Annotated in this window: 14 protein-coding genes and 2 tRNA genes; all 16 read right to left on the bottom strand. The window is 35.3% G+C overall.

What is annotated here, in order from left to right; genetic code table 11:
• Positions 1–20: 20 nt before the first annotated feature.
• The 16 genes from KMW28_RS09690 to KMW28_RS09615 all read right to left on the bottom strand — a co-directional run bounded on the left by KMW28_RS09690 (position 21) and on the right by KMW28_RS09615 (position 25215).
• Positions 21–3092: a SusC/RagA family TonB-linked outer membrane protein gene (locus KMW28_RS09690; RefSeq protein ID WP_169665330.1), complete on the bottom strand. Its 3072-nt coding sequence runs from the start codon at positions 3090–3092 to the stop codon at positions 21–23.
• A gap of 723 nt (positions 3093–3815) precedes the next feature.
• Positions 3816–5450: a SusD/RagB family nutrient-binding outer membrane lipoprotein gene (locus tag KMW28_RS09685; RefSeq protein ID WP_183363928.1), complete on the bottom strand. Its 1635-nt coding sequence runs from the start codon at positions 5448–5450 to the stop codon at positions 3816–3818.
• Positions 5451–5500: 50 nt separating this feature from the next.
• A complete protein-coding gene (locus KMW28_RS09680; RefSeq protein ID WP_169665332.1) occupies positions 5501–8578 on the bottom strand; it encodes a SusC/RagA family TonB-linked outer membrane protein in 3078 nt (1025 codons plus the stop codon).
• 610 nt (positions 8579–9188) lie between these two features.
• A tRNA-His gene (locus KMW28_RS09675) sits at positions 9189–9262 on the bottom strand.
• 29 nt (positions 9263–9291) lie between these two features.
• A tRNA-His gene (locus tag KMW28_RS09670) sits at positions 9292–9365 on the bottom strand.
• A 149-nt stretch (positions 9366–9514) separates the two neighbouring features.
• Complete coding sequence (locus tag KMW28_RS09665) at positions 9515–10849, bottom strand: dihydroorotase (protein ID WP_066207863.1); 1335 nt, start codon at positions 10847–10849, stop codon at positions 9515–9517.
• A gap of 386 nt (positions 10850–11235) precedes the next feature.
• The gene (locus tag KMW28_RS09660) at positions 11236–14235 is read right to left on the bottom strand and encodes a golvesin C-terminal-like domain-containing protein (protein ID WP_169665333.1); all 3000 of its coding nucleotides are present in this window, start codon (positions 14233–14235) and stop codon (positions 11236–11238) included.
• A gap of 184 nt (positions 14236–14419) precedes the next feature.
• The gene (locus KMW28_RS09655; protein WP_169665334.1) at positions 14420–15001 is read right to left on the bottom strand and encodes a TetR/AcrR family transcriptional regulator; all 582 of its coding nucleotides are present in this window, start codon (positions 14999–15001) and stop codon (positions 14420–14422) included.
• 176 nt (positions 15002–15177) lie between these two features.
• Positions 15178–17571 (bottom strand): TonB-dependent receptor domain-containing protein, encoded by a 2394-nt coding sequence (locus KMW28_RS09650; RefSeq protein WP_169665335.1) that lies wholly within the window; start codon positions 17569–17571, stop codon positions 15178–15180.
• Positions 17572–17576: 5 nt separating this feature from the next.
• The gene (locus KMW28_RS09645) at positions 17577–18926 is read right to left on the bottom strand and encodes an HTTM domain-containing protein (protein WP_169665336.1); all 1350 of its coding nucleotides are present in this window, start codon (positions 18924–18926) and stop codon (positions 17577–17579) included.
• On the bottom strand, positions 18916–19995 hold the full coding sequence (locus KMW28_RS09640; protein WP_169665337.1) for an imelysin family protein: 1080 nt from the start codon (positions 19993–19995) through the stop codon (positions 18916–18918). The genes KMW28_RS09645 and KMW28_RS09640 overlap by 11 nt, the downstream gene beginning before the upstream one ends.
• 94 nt (positions 19996–20089) lie before the next feature.
• Positions 20090–21148: a DUF4856 domain-containing protein gene (locus KMW28_RS09635; RefSeq protein WP_169665338.1), complete on the bottom strand. Its 1059-nt coding sequence runs from the start codon at positions 21146–21148 to the stop codon at positions 20090–20092.
• 222 nt (positions 21149–21370) lie between these two features.
• Entirely contained in the window at positions 21371–22669 is a 1299-nt protein-coding gene (gene eno, locus KMW28_RS09630; protein ID WP_066207875.1) for a phosphopyruvate hydratase, read from the bottom strand.
• Between the two features lie 300 nt (positions 22670–22969).
• Positions 22970–23560, bottom strand: coding sequence for an HAD family hydrolase (locus KMW28_RS09625; RefSeq protein WP_169665339.1), 591 nt, complete (start codon positions 23558–23560; stop codon positions 22970–22972).
• A 132-nt stretch (positions 23561–23692) separates the two neighbouring features.
• Positions 23693–24235 (bottom strand): hypothetical protein, encoded by a 543-nt coding sequence (locus tag KMW28_RS09620; protein ID WP_169665340.1) that lies wholly within the window; start codon positions 24233–24235, stop codon positions 23693–23695.
• A 50-nt stretch (positions 24236–24285) separates the two neighbouring features.
• A complete protein-coding gene (locus KMW28_RS09615) occupies positions 24286–25215 on the bottom strand; it encodes a hypothetical protein (RefSeq protein ID WP_169665341.1) in 930 nt (309 codons plus the stop codon).
• Position 25216 lies beyond the last annotated feature (1 nt).

Genomic DNA, 25216 nt, shown 5'->3' with positions numbered 1-25216 from the left:
ATCTATCGTTAGTGTTTTCTTTAGAAGTTCATTTTGATATTGAAACCAAAACTTTGAGGAGATGGTAACTGACCAAATTCGAAACCTTGACCGTCTAAACCAGCACCAAAGGCTGCTTGAGGATCAATATTTGGTGCATTTTTGTGGATCATAAATAAGTTATTTCCTACAAATGCTACACTCATTCCTTTAATTCCGTACTTCTTCGTAAACGTTGATGGAATATTATAGGCTATCGATAATTCAGCTAACTTGATGTAAGTAGCATCATAAATGTACTCTTCATGAATACCATAAAGCGATTGATAGTAATCTTGAGTAGGTACTACTTTGTCGTTTGTAGATCCGTCAGGAGAAACACCAGGCGTTACTCTACCTGCTTCACGATTCATTGCAGTTACATCAAGAACACCGGCATATTCACCAAACATATTCGTTACAGAGAAAATGTCACCACCTACAGAAATATCAATTAAAGCTGATAATGTGAAGTTTTTGTAAGTTATCGAGTTACGGATACCACCTCTCCAATCTGGGTTAATCGAACCTAACTTCACTTTTTCATCTGTTTTCATGGCATAACCATTTTCATCAACCATCACATTTCCTTGATCGTCTCTTTGGTAAGCATATCCATAGAAAGTACCTAACTCCTCTCCTGGTCTAGCTTCAGTAGTTAATCCCCAATAAGAACCTAGCACAAATGAATCAACTCCTTCTGCTAAAGAAACTACTTCGTTTTTGTTTTTTGAAAAGTTGAATGACACATCCCAAGTCACATCTTTGGTTTGAACAGGAGTAGCAAACACCATTAATTCTACACCTCTGTTATCAATTTGACCGGCATTGATATACGAATATCTATAACCTGATGCAGCAGAAACATCGGCAGGAACAATTTGATCATACGTCGATTTCTCATAATATGCTGCTTCAAATCCTAAACGGTTATTGAAGAATCCCATATCTAAACCAACCTCCCAAGATTGAGTAGTTTCTGGTTTTAAATCAGGGTTAGCTTGAGTTGTCTCGTATTTAAACATTGGATAACCATTATACGGTAATCCCGATACATAAACGTTCGATGTTGAGTATGGAGTAGCTCCATTGCCTACTTCGGCCCATCCACCTCTCAACTTACCATTTGATATCCAATTTGGTAATTCTAAATGTTCAGAGAATACATATGAAAGGTTAACCGATGGATATAAAAACGAATTATTTGCCTTAGGTAATGTCGATGACCAGTCATTTCTTACTGAAATATCGGCAAACAAGAAATCTTTATAACCTACTGATGCTGTTCCATATAAAGAGTTGATAATTTGCTCTTCAAAGTAAGTGGTAGACTCTACTTGTCCAGTTGCATTGGCTGGAGTATACACACCTGGTGATGCTAAACCAAAGGCTGTCATCGAGTTTGAAGAATATACTTTGTACATGTTATTACCACCAAAGTTGGCATTCACATTCCAATCCGCACCAAAATCTTTAGAGAATGAGAACAAGAAATCGAAGTTGGTTTCGTTCACAAAGTAATTTGATTCCGTAAACCCACCATCAGGATCGTTGATGGAATACATCGCCGATTTAGACAAACGATTTTCATTGTATAAATCAGTACCACCTTTAACTTTAAAGTTCAGGTAATCAGTAATGTTCCATTTCAATGACGCGTAACCATTTATTCTATCTCTCAGCTGAGAGTTGGTGTTTTCGTGCAGAATCCAATACGGGTTATCGTGGTAACTGTAGTTCCAATTGTAAGGAGTTCCATCAGGATTTTTATAATCCTTCAACATGTTAGTATCTACCTGACGTCCAAACCAAACGAACTGTTGCATCACGTTATTCTCGCCATATCCTTGAGATGGAAGGTTGTCTGATGAACGTCTTGAATAAGTCACTTTTGAATCAAATTGTAGGTTTTCATGGATTTTATGACCAAAGTTCAAAGAAGCAGAATAGTTCTCCAAACCAGTATTTGGTACCATACCTTTCTGATCAGAATACATCATCGAGAAACGCACATGAGATAATTCTGTCGCATTTTGAATCGATAAGTTCGTCGTAGAAACATGACCTGTTTCAAAGAAATCTTCTACGTTGTTAGGATTAGAAACCCACGGCACTGCTTCTCCATTCGAGAAGAATTGTGGAATCATTAATCCAGCATCCAATTTAGGACCCCAAGATTCATCTACCCCATCGTAAGTACCACCATTTGCACCGTCTTCAAAAGAGAATTGTCCATTTAAACCTTGACCGTATTCGTTTTGGTAATTCGGTAATAATAATGGCTTTTGGAAAGTGGTTGTGTTTGATAATGAAACACCTAAACCTTCTGACCCTTTACCTGATTTTGTGGTAATTACAATTGCACCATTCTGTGCTCTTGATCCATAAAGCGCTGCTGCATTTGGCCCTTTCAAAACGGACATTGACTCAATATCGTCTGGGTTGATATCATTAATTGGCGATCCAAAGTCGGTTCCACCACTAGATGTATTCCCAGAGTTGTAAGAGTTATCTACAGGTACACCATCAATTATAAATAATGGCTGGTTGTTACCTGTAAGAGAAGAGTTACCACGTATCGTAATTCTTGATGAAGCACCTGGTGCACCAGACGAAGTGTTGACCATCACACCGGCAACTTTACCATTTAAGTTATTCAAAACATTGTTATCAGATCCTTTCAAATCGTCTCCTTTAACTTCTGATACTGAATAACCTAATGACTTTTTGTCTTTCTCAATACCCAATGCAGTTACTACGACTTCTTCAAGTTGTTCTACATCTTCTTCTAATACAAACTCAAATTTTGATTGTGTCCCAATGTCAACAGTTAGCGATTTGTACCCGATCAGACGAACAATAATTTTTTCAGCATTTGCGGGTGCATCAATGTGAAAAGTTCCATCAAATGATGTCACTGCACCAATAGTGGTACCTTCGATCATTACTGTGGCTCCCGGTAAAGTGTTGGCAGAGGCGTCCATCACTACACCTTCGATCTTTCTTTCCTGAGCATTGGACGTAAAGACCAACCCCAAGAATAAAAAGAGAAATTGAAGTACTCTTTTACTCATGATAATAGGTTAATAATTGATTGATTGATAAATACAGGGATGATTAGGCACTAGGAATCCGACAGAAAAAAAGATCCTTTTTTCTTAAAATTGATAGCAAATAAACAAACCCAATAGTTTTTAATTAGTTAAAAATCAGAGTTATAAAACTCATAAAAGTTATGATGTAAGCGTAGGGAACAGTTTAAAAATTTGACTATAGCATCTTTTGAAATGTTACAGTTTAGCTTTGGATGCCCTGATGATTACACTACAAGTTTAACAACGTGCAGGTCACATTTACAAAATCCTTTAACATTAAGAAAGAAAACCAATTTTGACACTAAAAAAAGATAACTAATTGATATTATGGCAGATACATAATTGATAAAATATGTTTAAATACAAACATTTAAAGTAACACTGTTTCTATGCGTACTACACAAAACAAATACCATAACCTTCTGATTTATAGCTTTCAATCATAAATACATTAATCAATCACGATAGTAACATTGTTTCCTTTATACACAAAAAATAATCTGTAATATCAATTACTTTATCCAAAAGTAATTTTTTAAATAATTTAACTATAGATGACATATTTTTGGTAACCTTTTTCTGAACATAAAAAAACCACTCCTAAAATTAGAAGTGGCTTTATATCTTTTATGATTGCTATTTTACTATTCCATTGGATATCTCAAAGCTCACTTTTCCACATCCATTAGAATAACTTTATGATTACTTGTAATCAATTTCTGGTGAATTCTCAGCGAACCAAACTTTCTTTCCATAAACTGTTTGCTCGATACCTTCAGAAGCTCTCGAGAAGTTCTCGTAGTTCGAAGTTTGCTCAGAGAATGGATAAGGGAATCTGTTAGGTAGGCCTCTCTCATATTGAGTAGCTCCTCTAACAAAATAAATTCTTGGCAAACCTGTTCTCCTTAATTCAGCATATGCTTCAGCACCGTTTGTATATAATGCTAAGAATTTTTGCTCCATGATCATTGTCATTGGGTCTTTTCCACTTGAATTAACTCTATCGATTACGATTTGAGCATCTTCATTTGCAGTACCCATAGTAACACCCACCTCAGGAATTACAGTTGCATTATACTCCTCAACTTCAGAATATTGCTTCTCAAATGACGCCTGAATACCTTGTTCAATTAAAGTATTGTAAGCACCAACTGGAACACCCAATCTAAATGCAGCTTCAGCTTTGATAAACAACAACTCTGAATATGACATCCAGTATGATTTACCCGCAGGCTGATCTTTGTAAAGGCTACCGATTCTTGATACTGCACTCATTACAGGCATCTCATCTCTTGGTACACCGTTCTCTTGACCAACATACTTAGGATCATCTTCCTCAGAGTTTGGCGTTGGTAAAGCATAGATGTATAAACGCTTATCATCATTCTCCTTCAACATATCAACAGTAGTTTTAGATACTGCAAAGTCATCTCTATTGTCAATATATCTGTTGTAGTAGAATGGGTGCATGTAAGGTTGAGAACCGATGTATCTCAACTCAGCATCATCTGAATTACCTTCGAAAACTGGACGGTTAGCATCTGCAAATAATGTAGTTAAACCTTGAGTTGCAAAAGATGCATCAGTATAACTCATTCTAATGTAGATTCTTGCCGCTAAAGAGTTTGATAATCTTCTCCAAGCTGAAGTGTTACCTCTATAGATCAAGTCAGTACCTGTATCCATTTTACCATTTTCAGCTAGGTAACTGTTCGCCTCTTCTAACTCTTCTAACAATGCTTCATAAATCGACTTTTGATCGTCGTAAACAGGTTGGAAGTTTGTTTGCTCGTAACCTAAAGCCATTGTTTGGTTAGCCTCAGTATAAGGGATATCACCAAAAGCATCAGTCATACTAAGGTAAATGTATGCTCTTGTAGTTTTTAACGCACCGATTAACGCTTTTGCATCTCTCGCTTGAGCAGCATTATCTGTCTCTTCTGCAATTGCTAATCTTTCATATGAACCTTTCAATGCTAACTCCAAATCATGAAGACCTGCCATGTGTGGAGTTGTTGGAGAATTAGAAATACCAGCGTACATTCTTTTCCAAATCTCATCCATTACAGATGGACGGTACTCATACCAATCCTCGTCTAAGTATTGGATTTTAGCAAAATGCTGTGCCCAAATACCAGCAGCAGTTTGATTGAAGTACTGACCTTGGATACCATAGTTAGAACCTGTTGATGTGAACAATACGTTCGCAAATAAACTTTCAGGATCCACCTCAGATGGTAAGTTTGGATTCTCTCTTAATTCTTCAAAGTTTTTAAAGCATGATGTTAACGAGAATGCGATAACAACTGCTGAAATAATCTTTATATATTTTTTCATCATTGATTTCAGTTTAAAGGGAATAAAATTCCTTATTCAATTGGGTAGATTTAGAATTGCAATTTGATATCGAAACCAAAGCTTCTTGCTGTTGGTAACTGACCGAATTCAAATCCTTGACCTGACATACCTGCACCAAAACCTGCTTGAGGGTCGATGTTTGGAGCATTTTTGTACATCATCCAAAGGTCATTACCTACTAGTGAGAATGTAGCACCTTTGATACCTGAGTTACCTAACCACTCTTTTGGTAATCTATAACCAATTGATAATTGTGCTAAACGGATGTAAGAAGCGTCATAAACATACTCTTCGTGGATACCGTAAAGCGATTGGTAATACGTCATCGCATCAACTGCTACTTCGTTTGGTACATAACCACCTTTTCCGTCTGATACAACACCAACTGTTCTACCTGCTTCTCTATTTACTGCAGTTACATCAAGTACACCTGCGTACTCACCGAACATGTTCGTTACTGAGAAGATGCTACCACCGAATGACATGTCAATCAATGCTGAGAATACGAAGTTTTTATATGTTACTGTGTTTCTAATACCACCTCTCCAGTCAGGGTTGATATCTCCTAAAGCTGTTTTTTCTTCTTCACGCATTGGAATACCTTGCTCGTTTACAATGATATCTCCTTCTGGTGATCTTTGGTATTTAATACCGTATAATGTACCCATAGCTTCACCTGGACGAGCCTCAGTAGTTAGACCCCAGTATTCACCTAAAACGAATGAATCTACACCGTCAGCCAATGACTTCACTGTGTTTACGTTTTTCGTTAAGTTCAATGAAACATCCCATTGGAAGTCTGCAGTTTGAACTGGCGTACCATAGATCATGAATTCAACACCTTTGTTTTCAATTTCACCGGCATTGATTGTAGTATATCTATAACCTGATGCTGCTGAAACGTCTGCGTTTACGATTTGATCGTAAGTGTTCTTTTGGTAGTAAACTGCCTCAAAACCAATTCTGTTGTTCAAGAATGACATCTCTAAACCAGTTTCCCAAGAGTTTGTAGTCTCTGGTCTTAAGTTAGGATTAGATTGGATATCACCATATTTAAACATTGGATTACCGTCCCATGGAAGTGGAGAACCATAAGTGTTTCTCAACATGTAAGGATTGGCAGCTGCACCCACTTGTGCCCAACCACCTCTAACTTTACCATTACTGATGAAGTTTGGTAATTCGAAGTGCTCAGAGAATACATACGATAAGTTAATCGAAGGATACAAGAAGCTATCATTAGCTGCTGGAAGTGTAGAAGACCAGTCATTACGAATTGATAAGTCTAAGAATAAGTAATCTCTAAAACCTACTGCTGCAGTTGCATACAATGAGTTAATTACTTGCTCTTCAAACCAAGTTTCTGCTCCTACCTGACCTACTGCGTTTGCTGGAGTATAGATACCCGCTGTTGCTAAACCAGTTACTGTCATAGCATCTCTTTTGTAGTTTCTGTACATGTTGTTACCACCTGCGTTAGCAGAAATGTTCCAGTCTGTACCGAAGTCTTTTGAGAATGATAATAAGAAGTCAAAGTTTGACTCACTTACGAAGTAATTCTCCTCTACGAAACCACCTGTTGGGTTGTTGATAGAGTATTTTGCAGTTCTAGCCATACGATTTTCAGAGTAGAAGTCTGTACCACCCTTCACTTGTAAGCTTAAGTAATCTGTAAAGTTATACTTCATTGATGCATAACCGTTCAAACGATCACGACGTTGAGAGTTCGTGTTTTCGTTTACGATCCAGTACGGGTTGTCATGGTAGTTGTAGTTCCAGTTATATGGAGTACCATCTGCTTTTTTATAGTTTTTCAAATCGTTAGTATCGACTTGACGACCGAACCATACGAATTGTTGCATTACGTTGTTTGCACCGTAACCTTGAGAAGGCAAGTTGTCTGATGCTCTGTTCGAGTAAGTCGCTTTAGCATCAAAACGTAATTTTTCATTGATTTTATGACCAATTGCCATTGAAGTACTAATATTGTTCAAACCAGTATTTGGTACCATACCTTTCTGATCTGAGTACATCAATGAGAATCTCATGTTAGTGTTTTCTGTACCGTGAGCAATAGCCAAGTTTGTTGTAGAAACGTGACCAGTTTCGAAGAAATCTCTCACGTTATTAGGATTAGAAGTCATCTCAACAAGCTCACCATTTGAGTTGTATTGAGTTGTTCTGTAACCTGCATCTAAACGAGGACCCCATGATTCGTCAAAACCATCGTGAGTACCGCCACCACGGCCATCAACGAAGGCAAATTCACCGTTCATACCTTGACCATATTCGTTTTGGTAGTTAGGTAAAAGTAAAGGTGTTTGGAATGTAGTTGTGTTTGATAATGTAATACCAAGACCATCTGCTCCCTTACCTTTTTTCGTAGTTACGATAATTGCACCGTTTACGGCTCTTGAACCATATAAAGCGGCTGCGTTTGGTCCCTTAAGAACTGTCATTGACTCAATGTCATCTGGATTCAAATCAGAGATTGGTGAACCGAAGTCAGCTCCACCTGAAGAAGTGTTACCTGAGTTGTATGTGTTATCTACTGGCACACCATCAATAACATATAACGGTTGGTTATCACCTGTTAAAGATGAGTTACCACGAATAACTACACGAGATGAAGATCCTACTGCACCTGAAGATTGTGTTACCTGAACACCAGCAACTTGACCGTTAAGTGCTCCTAAAATGTCGTTATCAGCAGATTTAAGGTTATCTCCTTTTACTTCCGTTACTGAGTAACCTAAAGACTTTTTGTCTTTTTCCATACCAAGGGCTGTTACAACAACTTCTTCTAGCTCTTGAGCGTCTTCTTCCATTGTGAAGTTGATAACCGATTGCGTTCCAATAGCTACTCTTTGAGTTGCGTAACCAATAAGTCTAACCTCTAATTCAGCTGCTTCTTCTGGAAGATCGATAGCAAAATTACCATCAAAGTCAGTTACAGCACCTACAGTTGTTCCCACAACCATTACTGTGGCTCCTGGCAAAGATTCTCCTGAGGCGTCAGAAACAACACCACTTACTTTCTTATCCTGAGCGTACAAAGAAGTAATTGCACACAAAGTCAAAGAGAAGAATAATAAAATTCTTTTCATGAAAAATTTAAATAATTAATTGGTTTTTGTAATGGAGTTTGTCTCCAAAATTGAGTGTACTTAATATTTAGCTGTCTTGAGTTTACAAAATAGTAATTACGACATAAAAGTTATGAGGTAGAATGCCATACGTAAATTGTAAGATGAAGTGCAAATAAAATGTTAAGTGTCTTTATTTAGATCCTACTCTCGTAGGTTGATTTAGGTTTTAGTTTAATTAATTTAAGTGATAACCTTAAAGGGCCATCTGATTTGATTTTAGTTTTAATTTATAGTTACAAGAATACTATAAAGAATAATTTTAGTTCAAATCACTTAACTTTTTTTACCTCAAATTGATGTAACCTTTTAGGTTTTTAGTTTTCTATAACATTTAGTGTTTTTAAATTCTAATAAACGTATATATCACAATTTAATAGATTTGCAATATTTTTCACTTGTAAGTGCTAATTATACAGAATAAATAAACTTTAATTGATCAGTACATATTTATCCTTATGTAAATATGTTATCATTTCCATTTTTAATTAAATTGGAAACATAAATACTTCGAAGAAAATTGAGAGCAAAAAAAAACTCTAGATAATAATCTAGAGTTTCAATGACTTTGGGCGGATGATGGGATTCGAACCCACGGCCCCTGGAACCACAAACCAGTGCTCTAACCAACTGAGCTACAACCGCCATAATTATATAACGAAAAACAAAAATTGGGCGGATGATGGGATTCGAACCCACGACCCCCGGAACCACAAACCGGTGCTCTAACCAACTGAGCTACAACCGCCATTTTGTTTTTTGCTGTGCAAAGGTAATACAATTAAAACCCTTTTTCCTAATTTTATTTCGTAAACGAATCCAAATAAAATACAATCATCTGTTATTTAACAAGATAAATAACAGATGATGTTTAAAAAAAGTATTTTAATCCCTTTTTTAGCGGTCAAAAGTTAATCTCTGACCTTTTACTGAGTCGTTGAACTGACCATTTTCAAAAGCCAAATGACCAGAAACAATCGTGTGAGTAATGCTCGATGAGAAGGTATGACCTTCGAAAGGTGACCAACCACATTTGTAATGTAAGCTATCTTTAGTCACTTCTTGAGGTTTATTATCATCTACCAATACTAAATCTGCCCAATATCCTTCTCTAATGTATCCTCTTTTCTCTACATCAAATAATATGGCAACATTATGACATGCTTTTTCTACAATTTTCTCTAATGAGATTTTACCTTGTTTGTAGAAGTCGAACAATACCTGTAATGAATGTTGTACCAAAGGACCTCCAGAAGGTGCACTTCCGTACTTATTGCTTTTCTCTTCTATTGTATGAGGAGCATGATCTGTTGCAATCACATCAATTTTATCATTAAGAACACCTGCAAGAACACCTGCACCATCTGCTTTAGTTTTCACAGCTGGATTCCATTTGATGAACGCTCCTTTCTCTTTGTAGTCTTCATCAGAGAACCACATATGGTGTACACATGCTTCAGCAGTAATCTTTTTGTCTTTCAAAGGAATATCGTTATCAAACAACTCTAATTCTTTGGCTGTTGAGATGTGAAGGATATGCAATCTTGCACCATGTTTTCTAGCTAAAGCTACGGCCTTAGAAGAAGATGAATAACATGCCTCTGCACTTCTAATTTCTGGGTGACATTCCATAGGAATATCCTCTCCGTACTTTTCTTTATATTTTTCATAGTTCTCCGCAATCATTGGATCATCCTCACAGTGAGAAGCAATAATCATCTGTGCTTTTTGAAATAAATTAGCTAACGTTTGTTCGTTATCCACTAACATATTTCCAGTTGAAGAACCCATGAATACTTTGATACCACAAACATTTTTTGGATCTGCTTTTAGTACTTCATCCAAATTATCGTTTGATGCACCAATATAGAATGAGTAGTTTGCCAAAGATGTTTCTTTAGCAATAGCATACTTTTCTTCTAGCTTTTCAATTGTTGTTGTAGGAGGCTTTGTGTTTGGCATTTCCATAAAAGAAGTTACCCCTCCTGCTACTGCCGCTCTAGATTCTGTTTGAATGTTTGCTTTCTGTGTTAAACCAGGCTCTCTGAAGTGCACCTGATCGTCGATTAAGCCTGGAAGAAGGTATTTTCCAGTGGCATCAATTAGTTTTTCTCCGCTATGAGGAATAGATGCTGCTATTTTTTCAATCTTACCTTCGCTGATTAAAACATCTGTTTGTTTGATTTGCCCTTCGTTGACCATTTGGGCGTTTTTGATCAGAATCTTCGACATATTCTCTTATGGTTTAAAATTGATACACGAAGATACTGTGCAAAACTTCAGTTCAAAAATTTGACATAAAAAAAGACCTCTTAACTGAGGTCTTAATTCGTTTGTTTGTCTAGTCTATATTAGTGGAAAGAACTTTTTTCGCTCTTTGTTGTATCATAACTGTTTAATTAAGTACATATTAAAATACGGCGATATGATACTTGAGGACTATAAAATTCACCCCTCTTAACAAGATTAACACTAATTTAAGATAAATGAATGAATTTTTATTCACATTTAACTTATGTAAAGTTTTGCAATAATTACTTTGAACAAAACAATCAAATGCATGCTTCTCTTGTTATCAAATTATTACTTGAGATAAACAAAAAGCACCACATATTTAATTATTTCTCAAAAAATTGAAGAATCTCCCCCATTAACTCTATCCTTTTGATTTCCAAATTGATAGTCTCAAAAGGAAAACCAATAACAATCACTTTATTTTGCTCATCTTTAAAGGCTATGCCTGCACTTTTGTTACTCCCCAAATACCTCCCTATAACTTCAGTATTTGAATCATAAGGGTCCAAAGCATCAACCGCTTCTACGGCATATAAATGTGTATCGATATTTTTTGCATACGTCAAATCTTTAAAGGAATTAAATGCTGGGTGAACGTTGTACAAGTTTCCAGTTCTATCTGCATGAGATCCTCTGCTTTTAAAATGTAAAGCACTATGAGCAAAAATGACATCTTTATGTTTCCTTCCCTTATGTTTACCATCTTGACTAAACACCAAATCTGAACCTACAAAAGCTCCTGAAATTAATAATTTTGATTGAGGTTTCTTGGTGAATTCATGAATACTCACTTTAAACTTCGGTGTGAAGCACTGATACTCTAATTTATTATCAAATGATCTTAACGTTGATTTCTGCTCACCTAACATGATGTCTACAATTTGATAATCATTTAGGTTTACTATTCCATCCTCAACTGCCTTTCGATTACACGACACAAAAGATCTTTGATAATATAGAAGTGCTTTACCATGTATTTTAGTAAAATCGTGTGTATTTCCTCTAACTAAAATTGTTTCAGCATCAGCATAACTTCCTCCATGTCCAGGAGTATCATCATCCAACCACTCTGAGTTAGGATTATAATCGTATTGCTTGCCTGTAAAACTAACATCTATACCGTCAGGTACTCCATCATTTTCAGAAGTAAAACCTGTGTAATTCTCAGACTCTACATAAGTAGGCCCTCCAATTCTATCGAAAGCATTAACGATCAACACTGGATCATTATGAAAATTAGCCATAGCCAACTCTTCCGTTGGGAAACTCTCTCCACCATCATTTGCTGCGGTGACTTTAAATTGATATAGCTTCCCTTTAGTGACTTTCACTTCAAAAACAGTATCCTTAACGATTGTACCCACATCCCAACCTTCTTTTTCTACTTGAGTGTATACTTTATAATGAGTGGGGTTAGCTGATTTTTCTAAGGGATCAAATTGAGGTTTCCATTTTAATATCGCTTTATGTTTCTCTAATCCAATAGAAAAATGGGTAGGTTTTAAAGGAGATACTACATATTCATAATTATTCTGATAGGCGATATATTTTAATATGCCTTTATATATTGAACGACTGACATCAAAACGGAACTTTGGGTCTAAGGCATATTGCATGTCCTTAAAATTTTGATGTGATAATAACTCAATCAAAACGGATGGAACATTTGGATACACTGCTTCACTGTACCTTTTATCCCACAATTCCCTTCTGTTCCAAATACTATCATGAGTCACACGAAGATCTTCTACTATTTGCGTTTGAATTAAATCGGCTAAATCTCTATTGGTATATCTTGATTGATTGGATGAAAATTTAGTTTCCTTGTCCATATCTGTGGAACTATATATCATTAAAGTACCTTTAGTTGTATCCGATTCAGAGATACCAGCATCTGTATGTAAAGCCACAGCTAAATCTATAGGTATGTTCAGTCCCTTATTTTCGATATCTGGATTTAAGGCATAAGTTGATCCAGTTAACCAATTGACCCATTCTCCTCGGCTCTGATAATCGTCCTTGTAATCGTTTTTATTTTCATTAGGAGTAAACACATTAACTGGCGCCCCACTATACTGTAAATGATATCGTGCTCCCTCCATAAACCTTGGTCTATGACTTGTAGAGGTTCCTCTTTGAATATTACCCACTCCTCCTCCAAAACGAACAGCATCGGAGGTAACCATCAAATTGGGTGTTTTCGAATGGGTTTTACTTGATAAAGTAACCTTCTCAGATGGATGTCCATTGAATTCAAAAGTACCTAAATAGACCCATGTACCTCCACCCATAGTTTGGTTAACGAGAAACTCTTTTTTCTGATTTTGATGATACACAGTGTACTTTGCATCATTTACACTATTTTCTAAAGTCGCATAACTTACATAAACACTATAATCACCTTTTACCTTTCCTTGCGTACTCCACGTAATTACTTCTTTATCGTGATGGTTCGCTTTGAATTTTCTAGATGTACCTAACTGAAACGGCAATTCATTATCGTTATATATATTCTTTTGAAGGAAGCCTTCACCACCAGCAAACACAACTCCCTCTTCTTTATAACCTTTTCTGTCACCATCATTATCTACTACCAATGATTCACTTTGAATATCCCGCTCTCTTGGCAATAATACATTTGCACCTGCATTTTCCAACATTGGAGCTAAATAAGGTAAAACGAACGAAGTGGGTAGTAAATCTTCTACTGTTTGAAATAATCTTGCTCTTTGCCATTCCCATCTATCCAAAGATTGTTCATAATACCAACCATGACTATTCCATAAAGCAATCGTTTTATTACTCAATCCATTTTTAGTAGGTTGATTCCCCAAGTTGATCACTAAAGGAATTTTGATCGAATCATTTTCAGCGTGTACAATATTTCTAGACTCATCTATATTATGTTCACTTCTTAAATAGTTGGGAACAAGATCTTTGAACTCACATTTTGGAGTGATAGGCCAACGTTGTTTTTTTGCAAATCGCACCATCTCCTTTTCTGAAGTTTTACCTACATAAAATTTAAGGTCGTAAGATTGATAGGCTTTGCCTAAAATATCTCTTACTTGATGATACAGATCTTCTACATCTTCGTTTCTTACTGGAGTGTATTCAAACTGTTTTCCTAAAAAGAAATTGACTCTTTTACTTTTAGGTTGAATTTGAGCTGTTTCTAGTTTTGCCGATGAATCAGGTACGTAATGAAATTCTTTATTCTTTGCTTTTTCAAGATACACTTTAAATTTTATGATGGCATCTGATTTCGTTTGAGCAAAACTAAAGATGGGAAGTAATAAAAGGCAGAAAAAAATCCTTTTCATTTTCAAAAGTGTAATTGTTATTTAGTAGATCTGTCGATTGATTCTATTCGATAAATTTATCATCAATCTCTTTTGTGTGTTGCAATAAATTGACCAAAAATAAAAAAGACGGATAAACTATCCGTCTGTTTCACCTTCAGTAATATAATTTAAAGGCTTTCACCTTTATCAAATACAAAAATAATTACTTTAATGCATTTATCACTAAATGAGCTACAATTTTAGCATCATTTTCTGTTAAACGTTCTTTACTAAATACTTCTGTTGCTCTTGACGATGCATATTGAATCGGAATAGCAGGAAATACCGCGTTGAACATTTCTACATTGATATTTTCATTAATCTCACCTGTGTTATATCCTCTCTCGACCATTCTTTTAGAGCTTTCTGGTATTTTTAGAACCATTTCTTTACTCATCAAGAAGGTATAATCATTCATCAGCATATTGATAAATTTTGCTCTTGAAGGATTATCATTCGCCAATGTAAAAATTTCATTACAGAAATGATAAATCACCTCTTCTAATTTGTCATGCTCTTCCATGTATTTGAAGATCAAATTACGGAAGTATTCAATATTAGAGTGATATAACGCTTGAACAAGTGCAGCTTTACTTGGATAATGTCTATATAAATACCCATCTGCTACTTGTGCTTTTTTGGCAATTGACGAAACTGATGCTCCCCCATATCCTTTTGAAACGACCATTTCTATAGTTGCTTCTTTAATTCTTTGTAGTTTCGTTTCGTCTATACTTTTTGCCATATCGAATTACCAACAGTTATAATTATAAATGAATGAACAAATTTTCATTAACCAATTTACAAAAATATACGAAACCTATAAGCATACAAATTTTTTAGAAGGATATATTAAATAGATTTATCAAATTTTCTATTAAAGTAAGTTCTTATTTTTTAAAGTTTCCGAATTAGAACGAACTAAATCTTGAACTGTAAGGTGAAATAATAATTTCTTCCATCAGAAGGAATTATACCAGGACCCGGATAACCTGTGGCTCTACGAGTAAAGTACATATTATCTGTTAGGTTATTAATACCTAATTCTATTCCAAACCATTTAAATGAATATTTAGCAGACAAATCCATTACATAATAACTTGGAATCGGTCCATAAACGGCATCTGCTAAAGGTTCTTCTGTGTTGGCTGCATCTGTGTAATGCTTCTCCACATAAGTATATTGTAAGGAAAGATTAAACGATTTATATCCTGCATTAATTCCTGTCTTAATATTAAATGGAGGAACCAATTCAACATTTTTCCCATCATATACTCTATCCTCAGAAATATATTTTCCTCGAATAAATGCTACGTTTGCAAAGAGATTGAAATGATAATCACTTAATGGAGAGAAAATATCCATCCACTTAATCTCCGTATAAGACTCGATACCTAAAGTATAAGCATCAGCAATGTTAGTTCTTATTGGATTGGCAGGATTAGCCAAACCAATTTTATCGTTATATCTTAAATAGAAAGTACTGACATCATAATTTAACCAAGGAAGTGTTCCTCTCAATCCAAGGTCAGCAGAATAACCTTTCTCATCTTTTAGATTAGGATCTATTCTAACATTAGTATTTAGCGACCTTAAATCTGAATAAGTAATTGCTCTATAATTTTGAGATATATTCGCATACACTTCTAAATCTTGAATAGGTTTGTAGCTGAAACCAACACCTGCTATGAATATATTTCTAGTATTATTGATATTATCCTCAATAGGTCGAGTAATCTCTTCAATCAAACCATCATCACCAGGTTCAAAGAATGTTTGCTGATAATATCCTTTACCTGTTGTTTGAATGTATTCAAATCGGATACCCGGAGTGATTGAAAATTTATCATTGATCTGAAAGATATTTTCAGCAAAAAAAGCATAGTTGTTGATTCTGAAATTATGATCAGACAATAAGGAATCAGGATGAGAAAATTCAAATTTGGCATCATTCCCATCAGAAGCGTCACCTTGTTTTTTATCATCATTACCATGATAAAGACGAGATCCAATTACAAAAACAGACGGCTTTCCTTTCAAGTCATAATGTTGCATGTACCTAATTTCTGTACCTACATTTCTAAACTCATCGGCAACTAACAACCTTGGTTCGTTATAAGGATCTAATTTATTTAAATTGATTCCTAAAGCATCGCGACTAGCCAATAAACCAAAGTTTCGCATTTCTATTTTAGCTTTTGGAGTAAATTGATATTGAAAGTTTACGCTAGCTATATTCCAATTCACCTTAAACCAATTTTGATCCGTGTAAGATGCTCTTGGGTCTCTATAAAATTCATCATCGGTTAAACCACCCGGCTGTTGTGCAAGGTAATCCATATGAGTAATTTCAACGCCTATCTTAAATTTATCCGTTACATCATATTGTACCCCTGTAAACACTGTATTGACATTAAAATCTGAGTTTGGTCGCCAACCTTCACCTTTTTTGTATTGGTACATTGCATAATAATTTACCTTCCCTTTTTGTCCACCAATACTGTTGAATGAATTAAATAGGCCAAAAGATCCAACTGTCTGACGCGTTGTAAACTCAAAAGGCTTTTCGGTATTCCCTCTCTTCATTTTGAAGTTTAATAATCCACCAAATTGAGTCCCATACTGTAAAGACGCCGCTCCTCTCACAATTTGAACCTCTTCAACGGCTTCCATTGGAGGGGTGTAATAACTCTCAGGGTATCCTAATGCATCTGCAGCAATATCATAACCATTTTGTCTTGTATTGAAATTTGATGTTCTATTCGGACTTAATCCTCTTCCACCAATACCCAACTGAATACCTGCACCATCACTTTCCCAAATGTTCAGTCCCGGCACACGGTTATATACTTGTCTTGAATTATTCGTCGCTAAATTGGCTGTTAGGTTATCGACCAAAATCACTTCACTTTTCTTCCCTTCATAAATGGATGTACCTACAACCGCTTCTAATCTTTTGATTTCTGCTGTTGTTGAAGCATCTGTAATATTTACTTCGTCTAAAACAGTCTCTAGAGGTTTTAATGTAAAGTTGATCGTTTGATTTTCATTTTCAACCGTAACCGTTTTTTCAATAGGTGAAAAACCGTACTTAAATACTCCAACTACATAATTACCATTTGATAATCCATCGATGATAAATTCTCCTTTATTATTCGTTGATACTTTCAATGCTTTACTTTTGATAAAAACATCGACAGCATCAAGTTGTTGATCCTTAACATCAACAACTCTACCCTTAATACTATATTGAGCAAAGGCAGAAGTAAGAGATAATAAAATAATACCGAAAATATATAGTAATCTATGTAGCATAAAAATTATCCTTTAAAAGGTAAAATCCACGATTTAGGTTTGAAAGTATCTGAAAGTTGAGAAAGATCGACCGTTGGATCTATGTATCTTTTGCTTGGTCTCCCATTTAAAGAAACATAAGAATCAACAAACACTTTCGGCGATTCGATTCCTTTTTTTGTGAATTCTTCTTTTAAAAATTTAGCGTATTGTAAAATAAAATCTGGTTGAGTGGCCATCATTTTTTCTTGTAATGGCGTGAGATAATCACTATTGGTAATCTCAATTCTATGATTATTCTCTGGGTTTTCTACATAAAAGGTTGCAGCACCTGATTTCTCCATCAACATTACCCTCCATGAGAACCTGAAACCTTGTTCTGTCCAAAATAAGTTATCAGAATAAAGAGCATATCGGAAAGGAAATAGTAATTGAAGTAGGAAGAAGGCAGCAAATCCGATTTTTATCAAATGCTGAGGTAATGAATTAATTCTACCACGAGTCACTTTAAAATCAAGATTTTCTGTACTAAAAATTCTACCCAAGAATAATATGATTCTCTCGTGAAACTCATCAGAAAAGAATATCAGCGTACTGAGAATCATAATGAATGGGAACATTCCAATGGGAAATAGAGCAGAGGTGATGATATGAAAGAATATAACAGCTAGATAGGCCAATACTCTTGTCTTTTTGTTGGCCAAGAATAATGGCACCAACAAATCGTATAAACACCCAGCCCATGAAAAGAAGAACGCCACCCATTTGTATTTGAATAGCGGACCAATGAGCCACATATCTGTTCTTGAAGCTAACCATAACTTTAATGGCTGAGCTTTGAATAACCAATCAGCGTTTATTTTAGCAATGCCTGCATAAAAATAAACGATACCTAATTGTAGTCTAACTACATTGATAGTCCAAGCAGATACTTCTCTTCTAAAAGTTTCGGGATTTCTATAAACATCTATCGAAAAACGTCTGTGAGCAGGAAGGAATATCATAATGAACGCCATCAAACTCACAAAATAATAATGGTTGAGATAATTGGTTAGGTCAATTAGTTCGACATAAGTGAATGTCAAAAAATAGGTGATTGCAGAAATTCTATAAAAAGCACCGAAAGCGACACCAATGGCCGCTATGATCATAAGAATAAAAATTAAATACATCCCAGATTCACCTAAAGGTGAAATCCATGAGAATCCGTAATAATGGAAAAAGAAGGAAGGTTGGATAAATTGACTATCTATCCAACCGTTGGCCCAAAATCTTATTCCACTACCCGCCATCATTAAACCAAAAATGATTCTAAAAACCACTAATGGAGCAATTGAGACTTGTTGGTTGATATATTTATCGATCTTAGTCACCATCGCTATCTTGATAAGTAATTTTTACTGAAAGAACAGATGGCATTTCTGATTTAATCATCACTACCAATTTTGACATTTCAGTATATAAAGTTTCGACTGTTTCGTCCTTTGCTTCTATATGATCTGAAAAGGGATCAGAACATTTGTCCAATTGAGCAAGGATAACATCGAACTGATTATTGATTTTTTCTGAAAGATCTTCTTCTAACGCACCTGCTGTATAGTAAGCTTTTAGGTAATCTGCCAACCCAAGTCCATTACCACCATTAAAGATATTTTTTAATGACTCAACATTTGATTTTAATAAACTTAATGACTCTTCGCTATAATAAGCTTCCACTGACATTGGTGATGAATTACCTGAGATGGAGTTTTTTCCTAAAGAGTACCCTACTCTTTGGTTCTTACATCTTTCGTAAGCTTTGTTATATTCATTGACGATATATGAAATAGAACTACTTGGATCAATACCATCATTGGCTGCAAACTCAACATCATATCCCGATGACCATATGTTATAAATAGAATTTGCTTCATTCTTAACCGCACTTACTACTGCAGTTAGGTATTGACGACGATTCGCCTGATTGGTGTCAGAAGTATATAAGTCTAATGTTGCCTCTGAATTCAATAAATAATCTAAAGCAGGTAAACCTTTAACATTGAATGATGAAATTGATCCAATATTAAAATCTCCAGCTTCTATTTTAGATTCGATATCAGAAAATTTTGTAGGAAATGAGTTTGTGTTCACCAATAAATTCATTGATACAGCCTCACCATACTGATATGCATTTACTTTTGACCACTTTTGATATGTATCATTTAGTTTTACCCTAACATCTGATAATGTTTCCTCGTTTGTGTTTTCTAAAAAGTTTTCAGTAGCCGTTTGTAGTTCAGTAGCACTTTCTGAGTATGCTTTAAATGCTGGTACGATAAGGTTATCTGAATAGTTTTTCAGCATATCCACTTGAGAAAACTCTACACTTAAAGTACCAGAGGAATCATCACATGAATAGAACATTGTACAACATAGAAGTGCTATGAATAGGTTAATTTTGTTCATCAGAAAAAATCAAATTTAGGTGTATGCACAATAACTCAGCAGATAGATTGTCTGCTGAGTTAGTTTATTATTTGTAAATATTTTGCAAAGATAATTATAAATTACTCATAACCTCGTCTGAGAAGCCATAAGTAGACTTAATTACCGCTTTTGCTGCTTCCATTTTAGCATTTAAAGCTGTTTTATCTTCATTTTTGATATCATCAGAATATAAAGCTGCAAGTATGATAGCAATATTTTCATTCGTGATAGTTTTAGAAGTATTGTACTGTAATGCAGTAGCAAAAGCAACTGCTTCCGACCAGTGGTGTAAGATATCTCCTAGTTCAGTATCAGAAATTACAGAGTTAGCATAATGAACAACATTAATAGCCACTAACTCTTCCCATTTTGCTTGAATGATTGCTGCTTGAACATCTCTTTCTTCATAGTCTTTATCTGCTATTGCTTGACGACCTGCAATGAATGCATTAAATATGTCAGCTCTAACATCGTATACAGATGATCTTGATGCTGCATATTTAGCCCAGTAGTAATTAGTAGCTTCTTCGTTTGTCAAGTAATCTGTTGTTGCTCCAAAATAACCAAAAGCTTCGTCCCAATAGTGTTCCATATCTGTACCTTTACCTTCTGTAACTGTTTCATTATCTCCTGCATTTAATTTCTCAGCAGTTAAATAATAAGAAACTGATTGGTAATACAACACCGCACCCATTAATCCTTTACCCACCATTTGAGCAGGTTCGTGACCTTGCGCATCAAATAAACGACCTCCAATAATGTTATCAGCATTACCTGATGCAGCTTCCGCAGATGCAAAATAAGCTGGCACTTGATCATATACATTGGCAATTAAAGTAGGATCATTTGCTGTTTTACTTTCTAAATCCTTAGAAGACCCGAATAGATCGCCTGATTCGTTTGTGTAGATAGCATTCATATGGGTTGCTGTTATAGCAGTTGTACCATCGTTTGCAGACTTAATGTAAGACTCTAAAGAATCTAACATCATGATTCTAGCTGTTTGTCCTGAGTAATCTACATTATCAAAATCATAATTAACTCTTGTTGCAGGAGTAGTGTCTGTATCATCAGAACAAGAGAAAAAGATTGAGCTTAAAGCTATAAGAGAAATGAATAATTTAGTGTTCATCTTTGAAAGATTCATTTTCAAAAAAAGTAGTGAGTTGAAAAATTTTATTGTCATGACAAACCTAAAGCTTATTAAGATTAATTACAAATAATAAACATATTATTTATAATGAGTTTAAATAAAAATAATATTTGTTCCAACAAAAAAAGAGGCTACCTTATAAAAGATAGCCTCCACCCGACTGTAAATGAATTACAGTGCGAAATTATATTTAACTTCTAATTAGAAGTTGAAGTCTTGCTTGAATGCTTTCAAACCTAAGTATTTAGCAGTAGAACCAAGTTTTTCTTCGATACGAAGTAATTGGTTGTACTTAGCCATACGGTCTGAACGTGAAGCTGAACCAGTCTTGATTTGACCACAGTTCAATGCTACTGCCAAGTCAGCAATAGTGTTGTCTTCAGTTTCACCAGAACGGTGAGACATTACTGAAGTATAACCAGCTCTGTGTGCCATTTCAACTGCAGCGATAGTCTCAGTCAATGAACCGATTTGGTTAACTTTGATCAAGATAGAGTTAGCGATACCTTCGTTGATACCTCTTTCTAATTTCTCAACGTTAGTTACGAATAAATCGTCACCTACTAATTGTACTTTATCACCACAAAGGTCAGTCAATTTCTTGAAACCGTCCCAATCGTTCTCATCCATACCGTCTTCGATAGAAGTGATACAGTATTTCTCAGCTAATTCAGCCAAGTATTGAGCTTGCTCTTCAGAAGTTTTGATACCACCTTTCATGTCACCGAACTTCTCGTAGTTGTATTTACCGTCTACAAAGAACTCAGAAGCAGCACAGTCTAAAGCGATAGTGATGTCTTTACCGAACTCGTAACCAGCGTTTGCTACTGCAATTTTAACTGAATCTAAAGCATCCTCAGTTGAATCGAAAGCTGGAGCGAAACCACCTTCGTCACCTACTGCAGTAGAAAGACCACGGTCATGGATTACTTTCTTCAATGCGTGGAATACTTCACATCCGATACGGATAGCATCAGTAAAGTTTGTAGCTGATACAGGTTGGATCATGAACTCTTGGAATGCGATAGGTGCATCAGAGTGAGAACCACCGTTGATGATGTTCATCATTGGTACAGGCATTGTGTTTGCAGAAACACCACCTACATATCTATATAAAGGAAGACCTAATTCAGCTGCTGCTGCGTGAGCTACTGCAAGTGATACACCCAAGATAGCGTTAGCACCTAATTTTGCTTTGTTAGGAGTACCGTCTAAAGCGATCATTGCTTGGTCGATTGCATTTTGTTCGAATACAGAAGCACCGATTAATTCCTCAGCAATAATTTCATTAACGTTTTCAACCGCTTTCAAAACACCTTTACCTAAGTATTCCGATCCACCGTCACGTAATTCTACAGCTTCGTACTCACCAGTTGATGCTCCAGATGGAACTGCAGCACGACCAACTGTACCTGTTTCTGTTGTTACGTCTACTTCTACTGTAGGATTACCTCTTGAATCAAGGATTTGTCTTGCGTGAACGTCTACGATTAAACTCATGTCTTCGTAAATTTAATATTTGTTGATTTTTTAAATAACGGTACAATACTAGACAATCAAATCGGTTTAAAACATGACTATTGTCAGTCTAGGGTATAGATAACAATAGCAATCCACTTTTAATACAAATAACTCTTTGTATTTGACCTATTTACAAATCTTCAAGATTAAAATATTCCAATAAATAATTAACAATTATTTTAAATATTTTTTGAATAAGTGTAATTTCAACACATTAGTAATCAATGTTTTATAAAAAAAATGAGATTGTTTTGTACTTTAAAAACAATCTCATTTTTGCTAAATATATTCTCTTACATCAATTACTCTCATTCCTGCCCTTTTTGCAGCTTCGATACCAGGATTTCCGTCTTCGAAAACTATACAATATTGAGGCTCAATATTCATTCTGATAGCACATTGCAAGAATGTTTCCGGATCAGGTTTTCCATTTTCCACTTGGTCTGCCCCTACTTTCACATCAAACATGTGATAGGCACCCAAACCAGTTAAAGTATGTTCAATAACTTCATCGTTATTACCTGTACCAATAGCCATAGGTAACTTTCCAAAATATTCCTTTACGATGTTAAAAATAGGTTCAACAGGCTTCACTTCACCTTTAGCTACCAATTTAAGATACTCTTGATCTTTTTTATCTGCATAATGTTGAGCATCGACATCAAAACCATGTTCATTTGCTATCTTTTCAAGGATTTCTACTGATGTCACCCCTGCCAATTCATAAAATTCTTTTTCGGTAAAATTGTATCCAATTTCATCAAATACTACTTTCCAAGCTAAATAATGTGTTGGCATTGTATCGGCAACAGTTCCGTCCATATCAAAGATAAGACCTCTGATCTGAGCTGGGATATTGATTTTTTTCATTTTATAAGGATTATTTTTAGCGAAATTAATCAGAAATAACGGATATCAAAACTGCTTTGATGATTAAATAAATCATGATATACTAATGTTAGTTTATTCACCATGAGATTCAAAAATGAATAATCATTATTCTTATTTCTTATCAATAAGAGAAACCAAATACGGATTTTTCTTTAAAATAGAATTGGCCTTAATTGTACTAAAAAAACCATATCCTAAAATCATAAAAAAGGCGATTTTAAAAATTACTCCATCCGTTAAATACCTGGAATCAATAGTAGTTAAAGCCACAATATAGATTAGGTATAATACAATTGGACCTCCGGTAGCGAAAAGAGGGTTCTTCTTCGTCAATAATGAAAAGAAAATAAATAAACCTCCTAAAGCAATACCAAAAAACAATTCAATGCCGAATGATTTTTCAATGATTAAAGAAAATAGAGCCATGCAAATATTGAAGGCCCCTATCCCAAACAGTAAATTTCTAGACAATTGCATCTTTCTAAATGAGTCTTTTACATCTGCTTTTTGTGTGATTTGTTTAGCAATAAACACAGATTGTTCTTTATCTGTCCCGTAAATTGGGAAGTCACAAACTGTACAATTTTCAATATCATATCTGTGAGGTGTTTTACAATTTCTGCAAATCACTTGATCGGTAATAGCTTGTTCCATCAGTAAATAGTATAAAATAATAGTTTGTTGAAGAGTTTAATTTTTAAAATTTATTTATTGCGTAAAATAAATGTAATCGATCCATTAGTAATTCCTTGAATATCGGCATCAGCTCTTGTAGGTGCAAAAGATAAATTCCTTACAGCAGCTTCATACTTAAGAACCACTGCTCTTGGTACGGACCTAAAAACTGTTTTAAGAGCAATAACATCACCGTATTCATCTACTTGAATATCAATAACAATCTTACCTGTAGCTGTAGACGTATCATCTACTTGAGGTGGATCGATCCAATTCCAACCCGGCATACTCAATGCTGAGCCACCTGAACCTCCATCCGATTTCATCATTGTATCACTATTTAATGTACCTTTCTCGGATCCTTGGTTTCCTTTTGCTCCATCAACATTACCTTTATTATTTGATTTTTGTTGATCAGCCGTACCAGTACTATTGGCAGGTCCCATAGTATGTTGAGGTGTCTTAGGTTTAGGTTCTTCTTTTTTAACTACCTCTTTAGGCTTTTCTTTAATTTCTTTTTTCTCTTCTTTAGGAGCAGGCTTTTCAGCTACAGGCACAGATTCTTCTACTTCTTGATCTGTAACTGGTGCCGGATCATTTGAAGGAATTTGTTCAGTAGGTGCTTCTTCTACCACCTCCTCAACGGGTTCTTCAACAGTCTCTTCTATAGTTTCTTGAGGTTCAGGTTCGGGAGTAGGTTCTGATGGTTTTGGCTCATCCAGAATATCATTATCCTCCACAACAGGTGCTTCTGATTTTACAGCTCCAGAACCAGCTTCATCCAAACCAAAAGCCACCTCAATACCATATTGCGGAATAGGTGGATCGGGTGGCGACCAAACAATAGTGTACCATGCAAGAATTAATATCCCTGCAGTGACTAACATAGTAAAGAAAATAGATATCCATCTATGCTTAAAATCTTGATCTCTTTCTGCTTTGGTTTTCTTCAAGGCCATA

It is taken from the genome of Flammeovirga yaeyamensis, assembly GCF_018736045.1.
GTDB lineage: Bacteria > Bacteroidota > Bacteroidia > Cytophagales > Flammeovirgaceae > Flammeovirga > Flammeovirga yaeyamensis.
This window is presented reverse-complemented; position numbering and strand designations above follow the sequence as displayed.